18 protein-coding genes are annotated in these 19,698 nt (G+C 70.4%); 13 read left to right on the forward strand and 5 right to left on the reverse strand.

Features of this window, described 5'->3' with window-relative positions; genetic code table 11:
- Window positions 1–83 precede the first annotated feature (83 nt).
- Window positions 84–1,850, forward strand: a complete 1,767-nt coding sequence (locus DO944_RS12165; RefSeq protein ID WP_112617395.1) for a biotin carboxylase N-terminal domain-containing protein — start codon at window positions 84–86, stop codon at window positions 1,848–1,850.
- A 16-nt stretch (window positions 1,851–1,866) separates the two neighbouring features.
- Window positions 1,867–2,319, forward strand: a complete 453-nt coding sequence (locus tag DO944_RS12170) for a hypothetical protein (RefSeq protein WP_112617396.1) — start codon at window positions 1,867–1,869, stop codon at window positions 2,317–2,319.
- Window positions 2,320–2,428: 109 nt separating this feature from the next.
- Here DO944_RS12170 and DO944_RS12175 read toward each other — a convergent pair whose 3' ends face one another.
- The gene (locus tag DO944_RS12175) at window positions 2,429–3,892 is read right to left on the reverse strand and encodes an NAD(P)H-quinone dehydrogenase (RefSeq protein ID WP_112617397.1); all 1,464 of its coding nucleotides are present in this window, start codon (window positions 3,890–3,892) and stop codon (window positions 2,429–2,431) included.
- A gap of 68 nt (window positions 3,893–3,960) precedes the next feature.
- Between DO944_RS12175 and DO944_RS12180 the strand changes: the two genes are divergently transcribed.
- From DO944_RS12180 to DO944_RS12190, 3 genes are all read left to right on the forward strand, one after another.
- Window positions 3,961–4,794, forward strand: coding sequence for a purine-nucleoside phosphorylase (locus tag DO944_RS12180; RefSeq protein ID WP_112617398.1), 834 nt, complete (start codon window positions 3,961–3,963; stop codon window positions 4,792–4,794).
- An 80-nt stretch (window positions 4,795–4,874) separates the two neighbouring features.
- Window positions 4,875–6,521, forward strand: a complete 1,647-nt coding sequence (locus DO944_RS12185; protein ID WP_112617594.1) for a phospho-sugar mutase — start codon at window positions 4,875–4,877, stop codon at window positions 6,519–6,521.
- 150 nt (window positions 6,522–6,671) lie between these two features.
- A complete protein-coding gene (locus tag DO944_RS12190) occupies window positions 6,672–7,241 on the forward strand; it encodes a GNAT family N-acetyltransferase (protein WP_112617399.1) in 570 nt (189 codons plus the stop codon).
- Between the two features lie 10 nt (window positions 7,242–7,251).
- Here the strand turns inward: DO944_RS12190 and DO944_RS12195 are convergent, their stop codons facing one another.
- Entirely contained in the window at window positions 7,252–9,171 is a 1,920-nt protein-coding gene (locus tag DO944_RS12195; protein WP_112617400.1) for a transcription antiterminator, read from the reverse strand.
- 107 nt (window positions 9,172–9,278) lie between these two features.
- On the opposite strand from DO944_RS12195, the gene DO944_RS12200 reads away from it, so the two are divergent.
- The 8 genes from DO944_RS12200 to DO944_RS12235 all read left to right on the forward strand — a co-directional run bounded on the left by DO944_RS12200 (window position 9,279) and on the right by DO944_RS12235 (window position 16,734).
- On the forward strand, window positions 9,279–9,632 hold the full coding sequence (locus DO944_RS12200; RefSeq protein ID WP_112617401.1) for a PTS sugar transporter subunit IIB: 354 nt from the start codon (window positions 9,279–9,281) through the stop codon (window positions 9,630–9,632).
- On the forward strand, window positions 9,629–9,901 hold the full coding sequence (locus tag DO944_RS12205; RefSeq protein ID WP_023955516.1) for an HPr family phosphocarrier protein: 273 nt from the start codon (window positions 9,629–9,631) through the stop codon (window positions 9,899–9,901). The genes DO944_RS12200 and DO944_RS12205 overlap by 4 nt, the downstream gene beginning before the upstream one ends.
- A 50-nt stretch (window positions 9,902–9,951) precedes the next feature.
- Window positions 9,952–11,607 carry a phosphoenolpyruvate--protein phosphotransferase gene (ptsP, locus tag DO944_RS12210; protein ID WP_112617402.1) on the forward strand — a complete coding sequence of 552 codons (1,656 nt, stop codon included), beginning with the start codon at window positions 9,952–9,954 and terminating at the stop codon, window positions 11,605–11,607.
- A gap of 48 nt (window positions 11,608–11,655) precedes the next feature.
- Window positions 11,656–13,239 carry a PTS mannitol transporter subunit IICB gene (locus DO944_RS12215; protein WP_112617403.1) on the forward strand — a complete coding sequence of 528 codons (1,584 nt, stop codon included), beginning with the start codon at window positions 11,656–11,658 and terminating at the stop codon, window positions 13,237–13,239.
- A gap of 86 nt (window positions 13,240–13,325) precedes the next feature.
- Window positions 13,326–13,763, forward strand: a complete 438-nt coding sequence (locus DO944_RS12220) for a PTS sugar transporter subunit IIA (RefSeq protein ID WP_112617404.1) — start codon at window positions 13,326–13,328, stop codon at window positions 13,761–13,763.
- Window positions 13,760–14,926 carry a mannitol-1-phosphate 5-dehydrogenase gene (locus tag DO944_RS12225; RefSeq protein WP_112617405.1) on the forward strand — a complete coding sequence of 389 codons (1,167 nt, stop codon included), beginning with the start codon at window positions 13,760–13,762 and terminating at the stop codon, window positions 14,924–14,926. Before DO944_RS12220 ends, DO944_RS12225 begins: the two co-directional genes overlap by 4 nt.
- Window positions 14,923–15,723, forward strand: coding sequence for an alpha/beta hydrolase (locus DO944_RS12230; protein WP_112617406.1), 801 nt, complete (start codon window positions 14,923–14,925; stop codon window positions 15,721–15,723). The genes DO944_RS12225 and DO944_RS12230 overlap by 4 nt, the downstream gene beginning before the upstream one ends.
- Before the next feature lie 207 nt (window positions 15,724–15,930).
- Window positions 15,931–16,734 (forward strand): endonuclease domain-containing protein, encoded by an 804-nt coding sequence (locus DO944_RS12235; protein WP_112617407.1) that lies wholly within the window; start codon window positions 15,931–15,933, stop codon window positions 16,732–16,734.
- 81 nt (window positions 16,735–16,815) lie between these two features.
- On the opposite strand, the gene DO944_RS12240 is transcribed toward DO944_RS12235, so the two are convergent.
- The 3 genes from DO944_RS12240 to DO944_RS12250 are packed head-to-tail and all read right to left on the reverse strand — an operon-like array spanning window position 16,816 to window position 19,695.
- Window positions 16,816–17,931 carry an adenosine deaminase gene (locus DO944_RS12240; RefSeq protein WP_112617408.1) on the reverse strand — a complete coding sequence of 372 codons (1,116 nt, stop codon included), beginning with the start codon at window positions 17,929–17,931 and terminating at the stop codon, window positions 16,816–16,818.
- A 55-nt stretch (window positions 17,932–17,986) separates the two neighbouring features.
- Window positions 17,987–19,297 (reverse strand): thymidine phosphorylase, encoded by a 1,311-nt coding sequence (locus tag DO944_RS12245; protein WP_112617409.1) that lies wholly within the window; start codon window positions 19,295–19,297, stop codon window positions 17,987–17,989.
- Window positions 19,294–19,695: a cytidine deaminase gene (locus DO944_RS12250; protein ID WP_023955526.1), complete on the reverse strand. Its 402-nt coding sequence runs from the start codon at window positions 19,693–19,695 to the stop codon at window positions 19,294–19,296. The genes DO944_RS12245 and DO944_RS12250 overlap by 4 nt, the downstream gene beginning before the upstream one ends.
- Window positions 19,696–19,698: the final 3 nt, after the last annotated feature.

The following is a 19,698-nucleotide window of genomic DNA, read 5'->3' on the forward strand; positions in this document are numbered from 1 at the left end:
CGTAGGCATCCACTCACGTTCGGCCGGTCACTTTGTGCGAGTGATCCAAAAGACGGGGCCGCGTGCTCGCTAGGCTGGCATTCATGCCTGAGATCGCCAAGGTCCTGATCGCGAACCGCGGCGAGATCGCCGTCCGTATCGTGCGCGCCGCCCGTGACAGCGGGAAGGCGTCCGTCGCCGTCTACGCCGACCAGGACCGCGACGCGCTCCACGCCCGCCTCGCCGACGAGGCGTACGCCCTCGAGGGGTCCACGAGCGCCGAGACCTATCTCTCCATCGAGAAGATCCTCTCCGTCGCGCGACGTTCCGGCGCCGACGCCGTGCACCCCGGCTACGGCTTCCTCGCGGAGAACGCCGAGTTCGCCCGCGCCGTCATCGGCGCGGGACTCACCTGGATCGGCCCCTCCCCCGAAGCCATCGAGGCTCTCGGCGACAAGGTCACCGCGCGGCACGTCGCCGAGAAGGTCGGCGCTCCGCTCGCGCCCGGCACCCCCGGGCCCGTCGACGGTGCCGACGAGGTCATCGCCTTTGCGAACGAGTACGGCCTGCCGATCGCCATCAAAGCCGCCTACGGCGGCGGCGGGCGTGGTCTGAAGGTCGCGCGCGAGCTCGACGAGGTCGCCGAGCTGTTCGAGTCGGCCACTCGTGAGGCGATCGCCGCGTTCGGCCGAGGCGAGTGCTTCGTCGAGAAGTACCTCGACAAGCCGCGCCACGTCGAGACGCAGTGCCTCGCCGACGCAGCCGGCAACGTGGTCGTCGTCTCCACGCGCGACTGCTCGCTGCAGCGGCGCCACCAGAAGCTCGTCGAAGAAGCGCCCGCGCCCTTCCTCACGGACGAGCAGAACGACATCCTCTACTCCGCCTCGAAGGCCATCCTGCGCGAGGTCGGCTATGTCGGGGCGGGAACCTGCGAGTTCCTCATCGGCGCCGACGGCACGATCTCGTTCCTCGAGGTCAACACGCGCCTCCAGGTCGAGCACCCCGTGTCCGAAGAGGTGACCGGGATCGACCTCGTCCGCGAGCAGTTCCGCATCGCCGAGGGCGGCACGCTGGACTACGACGATCCTGCACCGGTCGGACACTCGATCGAGTTCCGCATCAACGGCGAAGACCCGGGACGCAACTTCCTCCCGCAGCCCGGCCGCATCCACGTCTTCAAGACGTTCGGCGGTCCCGGCATCCGTCTCGATTCCGGTGTCACGGCCGGCGACTCGGTCTCCGGCGCGTTCGACTCGATGCTCGGAAAGATCATCGTCACGGGTCGCACCCGCGAGGAGGCACTCGAGCGCTCGCGCCGCGCGCTCGACGAGTTCGAGGTCGCCGGTATGCCCACCGTCCTGCCGTTCCACCGCCGCGTGGTGCGCGAGCCCGCCTTCACGGCGGAGAACGGCACGTTCGGCGTGTTCACGCGGTGGATCGAGACCGAGTTCGTCAACGACATCCCGGCGTGGGACGGCGAGCTCGAGGCTCCCGCCGAGCCCAGCGGCCGCCACACGGTCGTCGTGGAGGTCGCCGGCAAGCGCCTCGAAGTGAGCCTCCCCGACCGGGTCGCCTCCCCTCCGGTCGCGGTGGGCCGCCCCGCCCAGGTGCCGCCCTCGCGGCGCTCGCACGCGGCCAACGCCAGCGCCGCGGCATCCGGCGACGCCGTGAAGTCACCGATGCAGGCGACGATCGTCAAGGTCGCGGTCGAAGCCGGCCAGCAGGTCGTCAAGGGCGACCTCGTCGTGGTGCTCGAGGCGATGAAGATGGAGCAGCCCATCCAGGCCCACAAGGACGGCGTCGTCGGCTCCATCGACGCGACGCCGGGCACCACCGTGGGCGCAGGTCACCCCCTGCTCACCATCTCCTGACCCCTAGGGTGGGGACATGCGCCGCCCTGCACGTGTTCTTCCCATCGTCTGCCTGCTGGGGCTCGCTCTCGGGCTGAGCGCCTGCGCTTCCGACACGGTCGACCTCGCGGCGGCCGACGGGTGGCTCGCCGCGGTCGCGGCCGAACAAGCCGGCGCGGATGTCGGCATCGGCACGGCGAGCGGCCGTACGATGCCGTTCGAGAATTCCGGTGACGGGAGCGCAGGGGTCATCCTGTCGCTCGCCGAGCCGGCGCCGGCGAGTGTGGTCGAGGTGCGGTGCTTCGGCGGTCACACCGCGACGGTGTTCGTCGAGGCTTCGACGACGTCCGGCTCGCGTGGCGTGGAGACGAGCATCGACTGCGACGAGAAGCCGCACGCTCTCGAGCTCGTTGATGCTACCCGCACGACCGCCGTCAGGATTGCCGTCCGCGCCGAGCCGGAGACGCGCTACTACGCCGATGTGAGGTGACACGGCGCCGCATGATCGCGCGTGAGCGTCGGAGAGAGGCGCGTACATCGGAGCGATCGCCAGGATCACTCCGACTTACGCGCGATTCTCCGACGCTCGTGCGCTCGGCTCAGGAGAGCGGATCCTCGTCGCGCTGGACGAGGTGCATCGCGCGAGCGGCATCCGTGATGCTGCCCGTGAGCGAGGGGTACACCGCGAAGACCCGCGAGACCTGGTCGACCGTGAGACGGCGCTCGACGGCGATCGCGATCGGGTAGATGAGCTCCGAGGCGCGGGGCGCCACGATGACACCGCCGATGACGGTTCCCGAGCCCTCGCGCGCGATGATCTTCACGAAGCCGTCCTTGACGCCCATCATCTTGGCGCGCGGGTTCGCGGCGAGCGGGAGCTTGTGCACGTACCCGTTGACCAGGCCCGACTCGATGTCCTTCTGCTGCTGGCCCACCGTCGCGATCTCGGGCGCGGTGAAGATGTTCGCGGTGATGCGGCGGCGCTCGAGCGGGATGACGGTGTCGCCGAGCGCGTGGAAAACGGCTTGACGCCCCTGCATCGCAGCGACCGAGGCGAGCGGCACGAAGGTGGTGCAGTCACCCGCGGCGTAGATGTTCGGCACGGATGTGCGCGCGACGCGGTTGACCTGGATGTGGCCCGAATTCGTGAGCTGGACGCCCGCCTCTTCGAGACCGATGCCGGCGGTGTTGGGGATCGAGCCGACCGCCATGAGACAGTGGCTCCCCTCGACCGTGCGCCCGTCCGCGAGGGTCGCCACGACGCCGTTCTCGGTGCGCTCGACCTTCTCGGCGCGAGACTTCGACAGCACCGTCATCCCGCCGCGCTTGAACACCTTCTCGATGACCGCGGCCGCGTCGACGTCCTCGCCCGGGAGCACCTGGTCGCGGCTGGAGATCAGCGTCACCTTCGCCCCGAGGTTCATGTAGGCCGAGGCGAACTCCGCTCCCGTCACACCGGATCCCACGACGATGAGGTGCTCGGGCAGCGACTTCATGTCGTAGAGCTGCGTCCAGGTGAGGATGCGCTCCCCGTCGGGCTTCGCACTGGGCAGTTCGCGCGGCGACGCCCCCACGGAGACGACGAGGGTGTCGGCTTCCACGCGGTCGAAGTCGGTGCCACCGGGGCCTGTCGCCGCGATCAGGGCGTGCGTGCCGTCGAGGCGCCCGTGGCCGGAGATGATGCGCACGCCCGCTTCGACGAGCTGCGCGCGCATGTCGTCGGACTGCTGACGAGCGAGAGAGAGCAGCCGGCGGTTGACGGCCGCGAGATTGATGGCGACCTCCGGCTTGAGCGGAGTGCCGGAGTCGGACCGCGCGAACAGCTGCACGCCCAGATCGGATGCCTCGCTGATGGCGACGGCCGCATCAGCCGTGGCGATCAGCGACTTCGAGGGGACGACGTCGGTGATGACGGCCGAGCCGCCCACGCCGGCGCGTTCGACCAGCGTCACCTCCGCACCCTGCTGGGCGGCGGCCAGGGCCGCCTCGTATCCGCCGGGGCCGCCGCCGAGGACGGCGACGCTTTGGGTGCGCTCGAAGCTGAGAGGCGACATGGTCTCCATTCTTCCTCAGCCGCGGAGTCGGTCGCGCACGCCTGCGTCTGGAGGGTCGCGAGTCTTAGAGTGGGGGGATGCTTGACTCCTCCGCGCACCCGCTCGACGATCCCGCTGTCGACCCGCTCGATGTGGCCCGCGAGGCTGCGGCCGACATCGCCCGTATCAGCGGCGTCGAGCGCCACGACATCGCGCTCACCCTCGGCAGCGGCTGGGGTCGCGCAGCCGAGCTCATCGGCGAGACCACGGCGACCATCCCCGCCACCGACGTCACCGGCTTCAGCAAACCCGCACTCGAGGGGCACGTCGGGACGCTGCGCAGCATCCTGACCCCCGAGGGCAAGCGCATCCTCGTCATCGGCGCCCGCACCCACTACTACGAGGGGCACGGCGTCCGCCGGGTCGTGCACAGCGTGCGCACCGCCGCCGCCACCGGCGCGAAGATCATGGTGCTGACCAACGGCGCGGGCGGCATCAAGCCGACGTGGCGGCCCGGCCAGCCGGTGCTCATCAGCGACCACCTGAACCTCACCGCCGACTCGCCCCTCGAGGGCGCGACGTTCGTCGACCTGACCGACCTGTACTCCTCGCGACTGCGCGACATCGCGCGCTCGATCGATCCCACGCTCGACGAGGGCGTGTACACGCAGTTCCGCGGCCCGCACTACGAGACGCCGGCCGAGGTACGCATGGCTCGCACGCTCGGCGGCGACATCGTGGGCATGTCGACGGCGCTCGAGGCCATCGCCGCCCGCGAGGCCGGCATGGAGATCCTCGGGTTCTCGCTCATCACGAACCTCGCCGCCGGCATCCAGGAGACCCCGCTCAGCCACGCCGAGGTGATCGAGGCCGGGCGCGAGGCCGAGCCGGTGATCTCGGCGCTCCTCGCCCGCGTGATCGAGGCGCTGTGACCGGCGCGGACGAGCCGGTCACGGGCGTGAATGTCGACGCGACGACGCCGGCGGTTCCCTGGGAAGCTGCGCGCGCCTGGATGGCCCAGGACCCCGACTCCGAGACCCGCGATGAGCTGGCCGCCGTCATCGCCGCAGCCGAGTCAGGCGACGAAGCGGCCGCGGCCGACCTCGTCGACCGCTTCAGCACGCGCCTGGCCTTCGGCACCGCGGGACTCCGCGGCCGCCTCGGCGCCGGCAGCAACCGCATGAACCGCGTGCTCGTCACGCAGGCAGCCGCGGGGCTCGCGGCGTATCTGCTCGAGAAGGCCGGACCGGATGCTCCCCCCGTCGTCGTCATCGGCTACGACGGCCGCCGGGGCTCAGCGCGGTTCGCGCGAGACTCGGCCGAGATCTTCGCGGGGGCGGGGCTGCGCGCCATCCTGCTGCCGCGGCTGCTCCCGACGCCGGTTCTCGCGTTCGCGGTGCGGCACCTGGGCGCCGACGCCGGTGTGATGGTCACGGCGAGCCACAACCCGCCCGACGACAACGGCTACAAGGTGTACCTCGGCGGGGCCGACGACGGCTCGCAGATCGTCCCGCCCGCCGACGGCGAGATCGCCGCGCACATCCAGCGGGTGGCGGACGCCGGCGACATCTCGGTCCTCCCCCGCTCCGAGCAGTACGAGACCGCCGACGACACCGTCGTCGAGGCGTACGTCGCCGCGACGGCGACCGTCGCCCCGGCGCCCGCGGGCGCGAACGGGATGCGCTGGGTCTACACCGCCATGCACGGTGTCGGAACCGAGACCATGCTGCGCATCCTCGACGCTGCGGGCTACCCGCACCCCGTCCCGGTCGCCGAGCAGGCCGAGCCGGACGGCCGATTCCCGACCGTCGCGTTCCCGAATCCCGAGGAACCGGGCGCGATGGATCTGGCACTCGAGACCGCCCGCGCGAACGACGCGGAGTTCATCCTCGCGAACGACCCCGACGCCGATCGCCTCGCCGTCGCCATTCCGGATGCTGTCGCCGCGGGCGGCTGGCGGCGACTGACCGGCAACCAGATCGGGCTGCTGCTCGGCTGGCGCGCGGCACGTCGAGCCGCGGAGGGCGGCGTCGCCGAGGGCGCGTCGCTGGCCTGCTCGCTCGTATCCTCGCCGGCGCTCCAGGTCGTCGCCGAGCGCCACGGCCTCGGCTTCCACGCCACCCTCACCGGCTTCAAGTGGATCTCGCGCGCCCCCGGACTCGTCTTCGGGTTCGAAGAGGCACTCGGCTATCTTGTGAACCCCGAGACCGTGAAGGACAAGGACGGCATCTCGGCCGCCATCGCGATCCTCGGCCTCGCCGCCGAGGCGCGGGAACAGGGTCGGACGCTGGGCGATCTCCTCGCCGAGTTCGACGCCGAGTTCGGCAGCTTCGCGAGCGGGCAGGTGTCGGTCCGGGTCGACGATCTCGCGGTCATCGGACGCATCACCGCAGCGCTCCGCGCGGCACCGCCGACGCGCATCGGCGACGCGGCAGTCGTGTCGTTCGAGGATCTCGCCGCTCCGGTGTCGGGTCCGCCGCTCGGCGACATCCTGCGCCTCTGGCTCGAGGGCGACGCCCGTATCCTCGTGCGCCCGAGCGGCACAGAGCCGAAGCTCAAGCTGTACCTCGATGTTCGCGGAGACTCGGCCGCCGACGCGGCATCCCGGCTCGCCGCGCTCGAGGCCGGCGTGCGCGAGCTGCTCGCGGCCATCGGCTGATCGCCGCCCTCCGGCCTGCGCGGTCCCGCGCTTCTGGCGATACATTCGTCGGACGCGCGGGGCTGATGTCGCCTCGAGCGACCCCGGACACCCCACCAGCACCACCCGTCCGACGTCTGTATCGCGTATCCGCGCCGCTAGGCTTCGGGAGTGCTGCTGACGGAACCTGTGGAGCTCGCTGACGACCACGTGAGACTCGTCCCGCTCGACCTCGACCACGCCGACGACCTCGCGCGAGCCACGGCCGGCCTCGAGTACGCCTGGTACACCTCGGTTCCCGCATCCGTTCCGGCCGACATCGCGCAGCGTCTCGCCTGGCGCGACGAGGGCCACATGAACCCGTTCGCCGTGCTGCGCGACGATGTCGCGGTGGGGATGACGACGTTCTGCAACATCGACCAGCTCAACCGCCGTGTCGAGATCGGCCACACCTGGCTCTCGCCGTCCGTGCAGCGAACAGCCGTCAACACGGCCGCGAAGCGTCTGCTGCTCGGCCACGCGTTCGAGAGCTGCGACGCCATCGCAGTGGAGTTCCGCACGTCGTGGCACAACCGCCAGTCGCGCGCGGCGATCGAGCGTCTCGGCGCGAAGCAGGACGGTGTGCTCCGCAACCACCGGCTAGGCCCGCAGGGGACGCTCCGCGACACGGTCGTGTACTCCCTGCTCCCGCACGAGTGGCCTGCGGTGAAGCTGGGGCTCGAAGCGCGACTCGCCCGCTGAGCGCGAGCGATCAGCCGTCGACGACCGCGACGAGCTCGTCGAGGAAGGCGCTGAAGGTGGTCCCCCGTCGCACGATGCGCTGCACGCTCTCGCGCTCGCTGAACACCTCGACCAGCTGCTCGAAGACCGTCTGGAACGCGGCGCGGTCCGACTCCGAGAAGGCGACCATCGCGACGACCTGCACGCGGCCGTCACCCCATGCGATCGAAGGGTCGGCGATCCCGAGCGAGATGGCCGTACGCGTCGCGGTCATCCCGATGGCGTGCGGGACGGCGAGCGCGTCGGTGAAGGCTGTGGACGAGAGCCGCTCGCGCTCGATCGTGCGCTCGATGTAGTCGTCGTCGATGACGCCTTGATCGACCAGCAGTGAGCCCAGCCGGCGGATCGCGGCCTCTTCTCCCCCGTCGCCGTCGAGCCCGCGGATGAACGCGGACGGGTCGAAGTAGCGCTCCAGCTCGGCGCGCAAGCGCGTCAGGCGCCGGGCCCGGCGGAGCCGCGCGGCGGCGGTCTGCACCCGATCGATGTCGGCGTCGGTGAGGAAGGGCTGGATGTGGACGATCCGGTCGCTCATGACCGGAGGCGCGATGGTCGACAGGATGAGGTCGGTGTCGATGGAGGCCCAGTCCGGGTCGACGCGCGTCTCGACGCCCACCACGTCGAGTGCCTGTCCCAGCGAACGGTCGACGCTCGAGCGCAACAGCTCATGCAGCTCGTAGTACCCGGGGCACACGATCGTCGCTGTCAGCGCCTGCGCCGAGAGCCGGCTGCGTTCGAGGCGCCCGCCGACGTGCATCGCGATGTAGGCGATCTCGTCGTCGAGGAGCGGGATGCCGAGGAGACCCCGCAGTGCGTCGGCGATGTACACGGCGACCTCGAAGATCATCGGATACGTCGTCTTCAGCGATCGTGTGAGCGGGTTGCGCGACCACGCCTGCTCGCGTGCCCGGTGCTTGAGGTTCTGCACGTGCAGCGACAGGCGCAGCACGAAGTCCTCCTGGTCGATGTCGACGAGGAACTCCGCGGCCGCCCGCCGCACGACGTCCCGGACGGCGGTCGCGACGTCCGGGTCGATGCGCTCGCGGATGAGCGCCGCCGGCTCGGTCGCACCGGGCGCCACGACGCGCGTGAGCACGAGGGCGGCGAGATGCTGACGATCGCCCGACCCGAGCACGACGCCGAGGTGCCGGCGCGTGAGGCGGTCGAGGATGTCGCCGACCTCCGCGCGGAACGCGGCGTCGTCGGCCTCCGCCACTTCGAGAGCCCGACCCCGCGTGATCCGGTCGGCGGCGATGGCGATGTGCATGACGACATCCCCGATTCCGAACTCGTTGACGAAGTAGCCGAGCTCGGTCAGCTCGGTGACCAGGTCGTCCTTGAAGGGGCCGAAGGCGACCGCCCCGACGGACCGTTCGCCGAGAGTGCGACGGAGGCTGTCGAGGTCGAAGGAGCCGTCATCGGTCTCCTCGTGGGCGAGCCTGCTGAGCAGCCGTCGCTGGGCCATCTCGGTGCCGCGCAGCCGTGCCCGCGACGACGTGCGTTCCAGGCTGAGCTCGGTGCCGCCGAGCAGCCCGCGCACCCGGCTGAGATCGGCATCGATCGTGGCGGGGCTGACGAAGAAGGCCTCGGCCGTCTCGAAGACGTCGATTCCGTCCGGGGAATCGAGCAGCGCGCGCACCAGACGGTGCAGCCGATCGCGCGGGGTGCCGGCGTCGCCCACGTGCACCGCCGCGGCGCTCTCCGGCCCCGCGCGGTAGCCCTGCGGTCCGGACTCGACCACGACGCCATCCGGCACCCGGGCGTTCAGGGCCGTGACGTAGCTGCGGATCGAGCGCGGCGTGACCCCGATCGCATCCGCGAGCGCGGCTGCGGTCACCCAGTCGCCGTCGCGCGCGAGAATCGCGAGGACGCGGTCCTGCCGGCTCCTGGTCACGCTCCCATTCCATCATGGCCCGGCCGACCTTCCGCCCCTGCGGAAGCAGGAAGACCTTGTCGCCTCTCAGGGGTCTCACAACAATGGGGAGAGGAGGAGGCGGGTCGATGAGGATCCTGGTCGTATGCGGCGCGGGCGCGTCGAGTACTTTCGTCGCACAGCGAGTGCGCCACGCGGCGCAGACGCGCGGCCTGGACATCACCGCCACCGCCGGAACCGAGCAGTCACTGCCGATCGATCTCGACGCGGCGGACATCGTCCTCGTCGGCCCCCAGCTCATCCCGAAGCTGGACCGGATCACCGAGGCCGCGGCTGCCCGCGGAACGCGCGTCATCCTGATGCCCGCCGACATCTTCCGAGATCTCGACGGGAGCCGGACGCTCGCGCTGATCACCGCTCCGGCCACCACCACGACACGTTCCAGCACCGACATCCCTTCAACGGAGAGGACCCCCTCATGAGCGAGGCATCGCGTACCGTCCGCATCGGATCGTCCAACGGGCTTCACGCCCGTCCCGCGAAGCTGTTCGCCCAGGCGGTCAAGCAGTCGGGTGCCAACGTCACGATCGCGAAGGGCTCGGGCTCTCCCGTGAACGCCGCGAGCATCCTCGGAGTCATCGCGCTCGGCGTCGAGTACGGCGATTACGTCACCCTCACGGCCGACGGCGACAGCGCCGAGAGCGTCCTGGACGAACTCGCCGACCTGCTCGCCACCGATCACGACGAGTGACCACGAACGACCATCGATACGAACACGGACGATACGAAGGAGATCGAGCAATGAGTGAGCTTCGCGGAGTGGGCATCGGCCTGGGAGTCGCGCAGGGACCGATCGCACGGATGGCGGAGCCGCTTCCCGCGCCGAAGGACGAGAAGTCGGAGCTGTCGCTCGACGAGGAGACGGCGCGCGTGAAGGATGCCGTCGCCGCTGTCGCGCGCGAGCTCGAACAGCGTGGCGCACAGGCGGGCGGCGCCGCCCGCGACGTGCTCGAAGCGCAGGCCATGATGGCCGAGGACCCGAGCCTCGAGGCCGAGGTCTCGACCCGCCTGCAGGCCGGCAAGACCGGCGAGTTCGCCGTATACGACGCCTTCGCCTCGTTCCGCGACCAGCTGTCCGCGATGGGCGGCTATCTCGGCGAGCGCGCCGCCGACCTCGACGACGTCGCGCAGCGCGTCATCGCTCACCTCCGCGGCGTCCCCGCACCGGGTGTCCCCGAGCCGGGCCACCCCTTCGTGCTGGTCGCCAAGGACCTCGCCCCCGCCGACACCGCGCTGCTCGACCTCGACATGGTCCTGGCGCTGGTGACCTCCGAGGGCGGGCCCACCTCGCACACCGCGATCCTCGCCCGCGAGAAGTCGATCGTCGCCGTCGTCGGCGTCACGGACGCCGCCAGCCTCTCCGAGGGCGAGACGGTCATCGTCGACGCCGCGAAGGGCGTCGTCACGACCGACCCGAGCGAGGACGAGCTCGCACAGGCGCAGAACCGTGCCGACGAGCGCAAGTCGGCGGCATCCGCCCCGATCACCCCCGGCGCGCTCGCCGACGGCACCGCCATCCCGCTGCTGGCGAACCTCGGCAAGCCCGAGGGCGCGGCACAGGCCGTCGAGCTGGGCGCCGAGGGCGTCGGCCTCTTCCGCACCGAGTTCCTCTTCCTCAGCTCATCGCAGGCGCCCACCGTCGCCCAGCAGCGCGAGGCCTACACGAAGCTGCTGCAGGCGTTCCCGGGCCAGAAGGTCGTCGTCCGCGCACTGGATGCCGGCGCCGACAAGCCGCTCGCGTTCCTCAACGACGCGCACGAGGAGAACCCGGCGCTCGGCCTCCGCGGTCTCCGCGCCCTGCGCGCCAGCGAGGACATCCTGCGCGAACAGCTCACCGCTCTCGCCGAGGCGGATGCCGCGACCGAGGCCGACCTGTGGGTCATGGCGCCGATGGTCTCGACCGTCGAGGAGACCGAGTACTTCGTCGGCATCGCCCGCGAGTACGGCATCAAGACCGCGGGTGTCATGGTCGAGGTGCCGTCGTCGGCGCTGCTCGCTGACCACGTCCTCAAGGTCGCCGACTTCGCCTCGATCGGCACCAACGACCTCACCCAGTACACGCTCGCCGCCGACCGCCTGCTCGGTTCGGTGTCGTCGTTCCAGGACCCCTGGCACCCGGCTGTGCTGCGTCTCATCCACGAGACCGGCAAGGCGGGCCAGGCCAACGGCAAGCCCGTGGGCATCTGCGGCGAGGCCGCAGCCGACCCGCTGCTGGCCGTCGTGCTCGTGGGCCTCGGCGCCACGAGCCTGTCGATGGCGCCCACCGCGCTCGCCGACGTTCGCGCCACCCTGCTCAACCACACCCTCGACGACGCCCGCCGCATCGCCGAGGCCGCCCTGACCGCGACCGACGCGGCCTCGGCACGTGCCGCCGCCCAGACCGCCGCCGGCATCTGATCAGCACCAGCACCCGCACCACACACTGCACCAGAAGGAGAACCAGAAATGACAACGACGTCAACACCACCCGCGGGAGGTGGGGTCCGGGTCCGCGTCCAGCGCTTCGGAACCTTCCTCTCGGGAATGGTCATGCCCAACATCGCGGCCTTCATCGCGTGGGGTCTGATCACCGCTCTGTTCATCGACACGGGATGGGTCGGACAGGACGGACCGATCGAGGCCTGGCAGTGGGCCGACTCCCGCATGCTCGGCGGCGGGGTCACCCCTGACGGCACCGAGTGGACCGGCCTGGTCGGTCCCATCATCACCTACCTGCTGCCCACCCTGATCGCCTACACCGGTGGCCGCATGGTCTTCGGTGTCCGCGGCGGTGTCGTCGGCGCCGTCGCGGCGATGGGCGTCATCGTGGGCGCCTCGGGGACCATCATGTTCCTCGGTGCCATGGTCGCCGGTCCCCTGACCGCCCTGGCACTCAAGTGGATCGAGAAGCTGTGGGCGGGCAAGGTCCGCGCCGGATTCGAGATGCTCGTCGACAACTTCAGCGCCGGCTTCGTCGCATTCTTCGCCGCGCTCGCAGCCTTCTTCTGGCTCGCCCCGGTGATGAAGTTCGTGACCGACGTGCTCGGTGGCGCCGTCGGCTTCCTCGTCGACCGCGGCCTGATCCCGCTGGCGAGCATCATCGTCGAGCCCGCGAAGGTTCTGTTCCTCAACAACGCCATCAACCACGGCGTGTTCACCCCGCTCGGAACCCAGGAGTCGCTCGAGACCGGGAAGAGCCTGCTCTTCCTCGTCGAGGCGAACCCCGGCCCGGGTGCCGGCCTCCTGCTCGCGATCTCCGTCTTCGGGGTCGGCATCGCGCGCGGTACCGCACCGGGTGCGTTCATCATCCAGTTCTTCGGCGGCATCCACGAGGTGTACTTCCCGTACGTGCTGGCGAAGCCCCTCCTGATCGTCGCGCTCATCGCCGGCGGCGCCAGTGGTGTTGCCACGAACGCCATCTTCAACTCCGGCCTGGTCGCCGCGGCCTCGCCGGGTTCCATCTTCGCGGTGCTCATCCAGACCGCCCCGGGCAGCCACCTCGGCGTCATCCTCTCGGTGATCATCTCGGCCGGTGTGACGTTCGCGGTCTCGGCGGCGATCCTGCTGGCGAGCCGCAAGCGCGACCTCGCTCGCGAGCAGGCCGGTGAGGGCACCTTCGAGGACGCGATCGCACGCACCGAGGCCAACAAGGGCAAGAGCTCGGAGGCCCTGTCGGGTCTGCGCGCATCGGGTGCTGCCGCCGCCACCGGTGCAGCAGCCGAGACCGGCGCTGCCACCGCGACGGCGACGAAGCCGATCCAGTCGGTCGTGTTCGCCTGCGACGCCGGCATGGGCTCGTCCGCGATGGGCGCGAGCGTCCTGCGCAACAAGTTCAAGAAGGCCGGCATCGAGGACGTCACGGTCGTCAACAAGGCGATCGCGAACCTCGACGGCACCGCCGACCTGGTCATCACGCAGCAGCAGCTGACCGACCGCGCCAAGGCGCAGAACCCCGACGCGGTTCACGTGTCGGTGGACAACTTCATGAACTCGCCGAAGTACGACGAGGTCGTGGAGATGGTCCGCAAGCAGCACGACGCCGACGCGTAGGCTCGAAACCCAGACCCGGGGCCGGGGCGGTCCATCCGCCCCGGCCCCGGGTCATCCCCCAGCAACATCATTCGAAGGAGACAGACATGGCACGTGAGGTCCTGAACATCGGTCAGATCCGCATCCACTCCGGAAGCGCCACCCGCGAAGAGGCGATGAAGGAGGCCGCTGACCTGCTCGAGTCCGCAGGTGCCGTGACCTCCGCGTACTTCGACGCCATGCAGCAGCGCGAGCAGACCGTGTCGACGTACATGGGCAACGAGCTCGCCATCCCCCACGGCACCAACGAGACCAAGGACGCGATCCTCGACTCGGCGCTGTCGTTCGTCCGCTACGACGGCGGTGTCGACTGGGGCGGGGAGCCGGTCTCGTTCGTCGTCGGCATCGCCGGCAAGGGCGACGAGCACCTCGACATCCTGTCTCAGATCGCCCTGCTCTTCTCCGAGGAGGAGGACGTCGCTCGCCTGAAGGCCGCGCAGACCCCCGATGAGCTCTACGCCCTGCTCGCTTCGGTGAACCAGTGAGCACCGCGGTCCACTTCGGAGCCGGCAACATCGGCCGCGGCTTCGTCGGCCTCCTCTTGAACGAAGGCGGCTACGAGCTCGTCTTCTCCGACGTCGCCGCTCCCCTGGTCGACGCCATCAACGCCGCCTCCGAGTACACCGTCCACGAGGTCGGCGAGGGCGGTGTCGACCGCACCGTCACCGGTTTCCGTGCGCTCAACAGCGCGGAGGACCCGCAGGCCGTCGCGGATGCCGTCGCGACCGCGGACGTCGTCACGACCGCGGTGGGTCCGACCGTTCTGAAGTTCATCGCGCCCCACATCCTCGCCGGCCTCGCCCTGCGCGACCCGGCCGCGGCACCGCTGGCCGTGATGGCGTGCGAGAACGCGATCGGTGCGACCGACCTGCTGCGCGACGAGATCCGCGCCCAGGCGGGCGACGCGTGGGAGGCCGTCTCGGGCCGAGCGATCTTCGCCAACACCGCCGTCGACCGCATCGTGCCCGCGCAGCCCGCCGGTGCCGGCGTCGACGTCACGGTCGAGCCGTTCTACGAGTGGGCGATCGAGTCCGGCCCGTTCGGCGGCGAACTGCCGAACATCCCCGGCGCGCACTTCGTCGAGGACCTCGAGCCGTACATCGAGCGCAAGCTCTTCACGGTCAACACCGGTCATGCCACGACCGCCTACTTCGGCGCGCAGGCCGGCACCCCGACCGTGGCCGAAGCCCTCGCCGTGCCGGAGATCGCCGCGAGCGTCTCGGCCGCGCTCGAAGAGACCTCGGCGCTCCTCGTCCACAAGCACGGTCTCGACGCCGGCGAGCTCGCGGACTACCGTGCCACGATCCTGCGGCGCTTCGCCAACCCCGAGCTGCCCGACACCGTCGGACGTGTGGGGCGTCAGCCACTGCGCAAGCTCTCCCGGCACGAGCGCTTCGTCGGCCCGGCCGCGGAAGCAGCCGAGGCCGGCCTGTCGGTCGATGCGCTGGTCGCGGCGATCGGTGCCACCCTCGCGTTCGACGACCCGGAGGACCCGCAGTCCGTCGAGCTGCAGCAGCGCCTGCGTGCCGAGGACGCGGCATCCTTCACGGCATCCGTTACCGGACTCGAGCCCTCGCACCCGCTGTACCCGCGGGTCGAGCGCGCCGTCTCCGAACGTCAGGCGGCGATCGGCTCCGACGCTCGATGAGCGACGCGGCAGCGGTGCGGGCGACGGGTGACGAGCCCGCTCGCCCGCACCGTCGCTCGCGACGGCGTCGGATCGTCCTCATCGTCGTTCTGTCGGTCGTCGGGATCGTCGTGGCCGCGGTGATCGGCATGCTGGTCTGGAGCCAGGTCGGAGTCATGGACGCCGAGGCCGAGCCGCTCGACGCCGTCCGCGCCGACGAGCGCATCGTCATGTCGGAGGCAGGCGGCAGTCTCGTGCTCGAACCGGCTGCGGGACCGGCAGAGGTCGGACTCGTCTTCGTGCCGGGTGCGAAGGTGCAGGCCGAGGCATACGCCGCGATCCTGGCCGATGTCGTCGCCGACGACGACGTCACCGTGGTGATCACCCGGCCGTGGCTGAACCTCGCCTTCTTCGACCCTCGCCCGCTCTCGTCGTTCACCGACCTCGTCCCCGGTGTGGACACCTGGCTGGTCGGTGGGCATTCGCTCGGCGGCGTACGGGCCTGTCAGCTGGCCGCGGATGCCGACGGGCTCGTCCTGTTCGCGTCGTACTGCGCGACCGATCTGTCGGCGTCGGCGCTGCCGGTGCTCAGCCTGTCCGGCTCGGAGGACGGCCTGACGACCCCGCAGAAGGTCGACGACAACCGCCGCCTCCTCCCCGCGGATACGACCTTCGTCGAGATCGACGGCGCCAGCCACGCATCCTTCGGCGACTACGGCCCGCAGGCCGGCGACGGGACGCCCACCATCTCCGCCCCCGACATGCGCGCCGAGGTTGCTGCGGCTCTGTCGGACCTCGCGGCCTCTCTCCCGCGCTGACGCGGTGGCCCGGCGAGCCCGGGCGGAGTAACTCCTCAGATGCGGACGCCGGAGACGCCTGAGACTGCCGCAGGTCCCGCGGAGGTTGGAAAACTGAGGAGTTGACGCCGGGGCCGCTGGTACTCCCCAAAGCTGATTCCGAGGTCTGTCTCTCCACAGCAGCCCACTACGCCCCCGCGGTAGGCACGGAGTTCGCATACTGCCGGAGTGCTGCCGACGGATTGGAAGAGCGCGACAGACCTCGGTCTTCGCCGTTCAGAGGTCGATCGCGCGCTCGCGGAGGGAACGCTGGTCCGCGTTCGCCGCGGCCGCTATCTTCCCGCCTCGACCCATCCCGATCTCCTGGCCGCGGCACGGCTGGGCTGCCGTCTCGACTGCGTGTCACTGCTGAAAGCTGTCGGCGTGTTCGTCTTGGATCGACACTCGCTGCATGTGAACGCCCGCGTCGGGTCCAGCAGGCTGCCGGCAGCCCCCGACGGCGTCATCCGGCACTGGCGAATCGACGACGATCCGCCGACTTCAGTCGCCGCCGATCTCGTGTCGGCCCTTGCGCAGGCCTGCCGCTGCCAAGATCCGCGGGCAGCAGTCGCCACTCTCGACAGCGCCTGGCACCAGCACATGATCGACGCGGAGGACATCGAGGACATCTTTCAGAGATTGCCCCGCCGCTACCGGCGCCTCCGTCCACTGCTCGACCCCTCAGCAGAATCTGGTCCCGAGTCGCTCCTCCGCCTCATTCTCCGGTCGATCGGGTGCCGCTTCGAGAGCCAGGTCGTCATCCCCGGGGTAGGTCGCGTCGACTTCCTCGTCGAGGGGTGGCTGATCATCGAATGCGACAGTGAGACCCACCACTCGGGCTGGGATGCCCAGAAGCGCGACAAGCGACGAGATCTTGCAGCCGCGGCCCAGGGGTACACGACCATTCGCCCCCTCGCCGAGGACATCTTTCACCACCGCGACCGGCTGGCGCACCAGCTCCGAGCTGTGGTGGCGAACCGTCCGGCGCGCTAACTCCTCAGATCAAGCCTCCGGGCCTCGGTGGAACGCGCAAACCTCGCGCAACCGGCACAGACTCGAGGAGTTAGGACGGGGTCAGGCTCCGAAGCCCTCGGCGATGACCTCGATCAGCTCCTCGCGCTCCTCGACCGAGAGGAAAGCACCGGCGGCGGCGTTCAGCTGGAAGGCCTGGAGGTCGTCGAGGTCGTAGTCGAAGGTCTGCGCCAGAGTCGCGAGTTCGCGCGTGAGCGAGGTGCGGCTCTGCGTGCGGTTGTCGACGTTCACGGTGACCGAGAAGCCCAGCTGGTACAGCAGGTCGAAGGGGTGGTCCTCCCACTGCGTGCCCCATCCGGCGATAGCTCCGGTCTGCAGGTTGGACGAGGGCGACAGCTCGAGCGGGATCTCGCGGTCGCGCACCCACCGGGCGAGGTCGCCGAACTGGACGAGCACCTCTTCGCCCTCACGCGAGACGACGTTGAGGTCCGACGCGATGCGCACGCCGTGACCGAGGCGCAGCGCCCGGCCGTCGATGAGCGCCGATCGGATCGAGTCGAGTCCCGCAGCCTCGCCCGCGTGCACCGTCACCGGGAAGAACTCCGAGGCGAGGTAGTCGAACGCCTCGCGGTGCTGTGCGGGGAGGAAGCCGTCCTCGGGTCCCGCGATGTCGAAGCCGGCGACTCCGCGACCGCGGTTGTCGACCGCCAGACGCGCGATCTCGAGCGAGCGATCGGCCTGACGCATCGCGGAGAGGATCTGACCGACGCGGATGTCGTGACCCTTCGCCTCGGCAGCATCCTCGCCCTCCTCGATGCCTTCCTGCACGGCGTCCACGGCCTCCTGGAGCGACAGTCCGCCGCGCAGGTGCTGTTCGGGCGCCCACCGCACCTCGCCGTACACCACGCCGTCGGCGGCGAGGTCGGTGACGAACTCGCGTGCGATGCGGCGCAGTCCCTCGCCGGTCTGCATGACCCCGAGCGTGACCTCGAAGGTCTTGATGTAGTCGACGAGCGAACCCGAGTCGCTCTGCTCCTCGAACCAGTCGGCGAGGTCGTCGGCGTCGGTCTCGGGCACGTCGAGCCCGAGTTCGTCCGCCAGCTCGACGATGGTCGCGGGGCGGACACCGCCGTCGAGGTGGTCGTGCAGCGAGACCTTCGGCAGCGACCGGACGGAAACGCCCTGCAGTTTGACGTCGGCGTGCTGTTCGATCGGCATGACGGGCTCCTCCGGACGGAACGGGCGGGTGGACGGACGGGGTGCGCCGGCGGGCTCAGGCTGTGATGCGCTCGAGGACGAGCGGCCCCGCGGGCGGGGCGTCGTCGTCGATCTCCCACGCGCCGTGCAGCGCGTCGAGAGCGCGGTCGAACCGCGCACCATCATCGGCCAGCAGGGTGAACAGCGGCTGACCGGCTGCCACCTCGTCGCCCGGCTTGACGTGCAGGTCGATGCCCGCGGCGTGGATGACGGGGTCCTGGGCACGCGCACGGCCGGCACCGAGACGCCAGGCGGCGATGCCGAAGGGCAGCGCCTCGAGGCGAGAGACGACGCCGGCCGTCGGCGCGGTGATCGTGTGCGTCTCGCGGGGCGTCGGGAGTGCGGCATCCGGGTCGCCGCCCTGCGCCTGGATCATGCGGCGCCAGACGTCCATGGCCCGGCCGTCGGCGAGGGCGGCCTCCACGTCGGCGTCGGGCTGACCCGCGAGCGCGAGCATCTCGCGCGCGAGCGCGACGGTCAGTTCGACGACGTCGGCGGGGCCGCCGCCGGCGAGCACCTCCACCGATTCGCGGACCTCGTTCGCGTTTCCGATCGCGAGACCGAGCGGGGCGTTCATGTCGGTGAGCAGCGCGGTCGTCGCGACCCCCGAGTCTGCGCCGAGCGCGACCATCGTGCGGGCGAGCTCGCGAGCCTTGTCGACGTCCTTCATGAAGGCGCCGGAGCCGAACTTCACATCGAGCACGAGCGACTCGGTGCCCTCGGCGATCTTCTTCGACATGATGCTCGAGGCGATGAGCGGAATCGCCTCGACCGTGCCGGTGACGTCGCGGAGCGCGTACAGCCGCTTGTCGGCGGGCGCGAGGCCCGATCCCGCAGCGCAGATCACGGCGCCGACGTCGCGAAGCTGCGCGGACATCTCGTCGTTCGACAGCGCGGCACGCCAGCCGGGGATGGACTCGAGCTTGTCGAGCGTGCCGCCGGTGTGGCCGAGGCCGCGGCCCGACAGCTGCGGCACGGCGACGCCGAACGCGGCGACGAGCGGCGCGAGCGGCAGAGTGATCTTGTCGCCGACACCGCCGGTGGAGTGCTTGTCGACCGTGCGCTTGCCGAGACCGGCGAAGCTCATGCGCTCGCCCGAAGCGATCATCGCGTCGGTCATGACGCGGATCTCGTCGCGCTGCATCCCATTGAGCAGCACGGCCATCGCGAAAGCCGCCATCTGCGAGTCGGCGACGTACTCGCGCGTGTACGCGTCGATCATCCAGCGGAGCGCGTCCTCAGGGACGGCACCCCCGTCACGCTTGGTGCGGATGACGTCTACGGCGTCGAACGCCTCGACAGCGGATGCGGTGGACTCGGCGCTCATCGGGCGGCCTCCTCGAGGTCGCGGGGCCCGAACGCATCGGGCAGCACCTCGTCGATCGTGCGGATGCCCGAGACGGTCTCGAGCAGCATTCCGGGCAGGGCGAACTCGTTCAGCAGCTGGCGGCACCGACCGCACGGCATGATCGTCTGCCCGTCGTTGTTGACGCACACGAAGGCGACGAGCTGTCCGCCGCCCGACATGTGCAGGTCGCCGACGAGGGCGCACTCGGCGCACAGCCCGACGCCGTACGACGCGTTCTCGACGTTGCATCCCGAGACGATGCGTCCGTCGCTGACGAGCGCTGCCGCGCCCACCCGGTAGCGCGAGTACGGCGCGTAGGCGCGCGTCATGGCTTCGGTCGCGACGGCGCGCAGCTCGTCCCAATCGATGTCTGTCACAGC

It is taken from the genome of Microbacterium sp. SMR1 (assembly GCF_003289625.1).
In the GTDB taxonomy this organism is placed as follows: Bacteria; Actinomycetota; Actinomycetes; order Actinomycetales; family Microbacteriaceae; genus Microbacterium; species Microbacterium plantarum.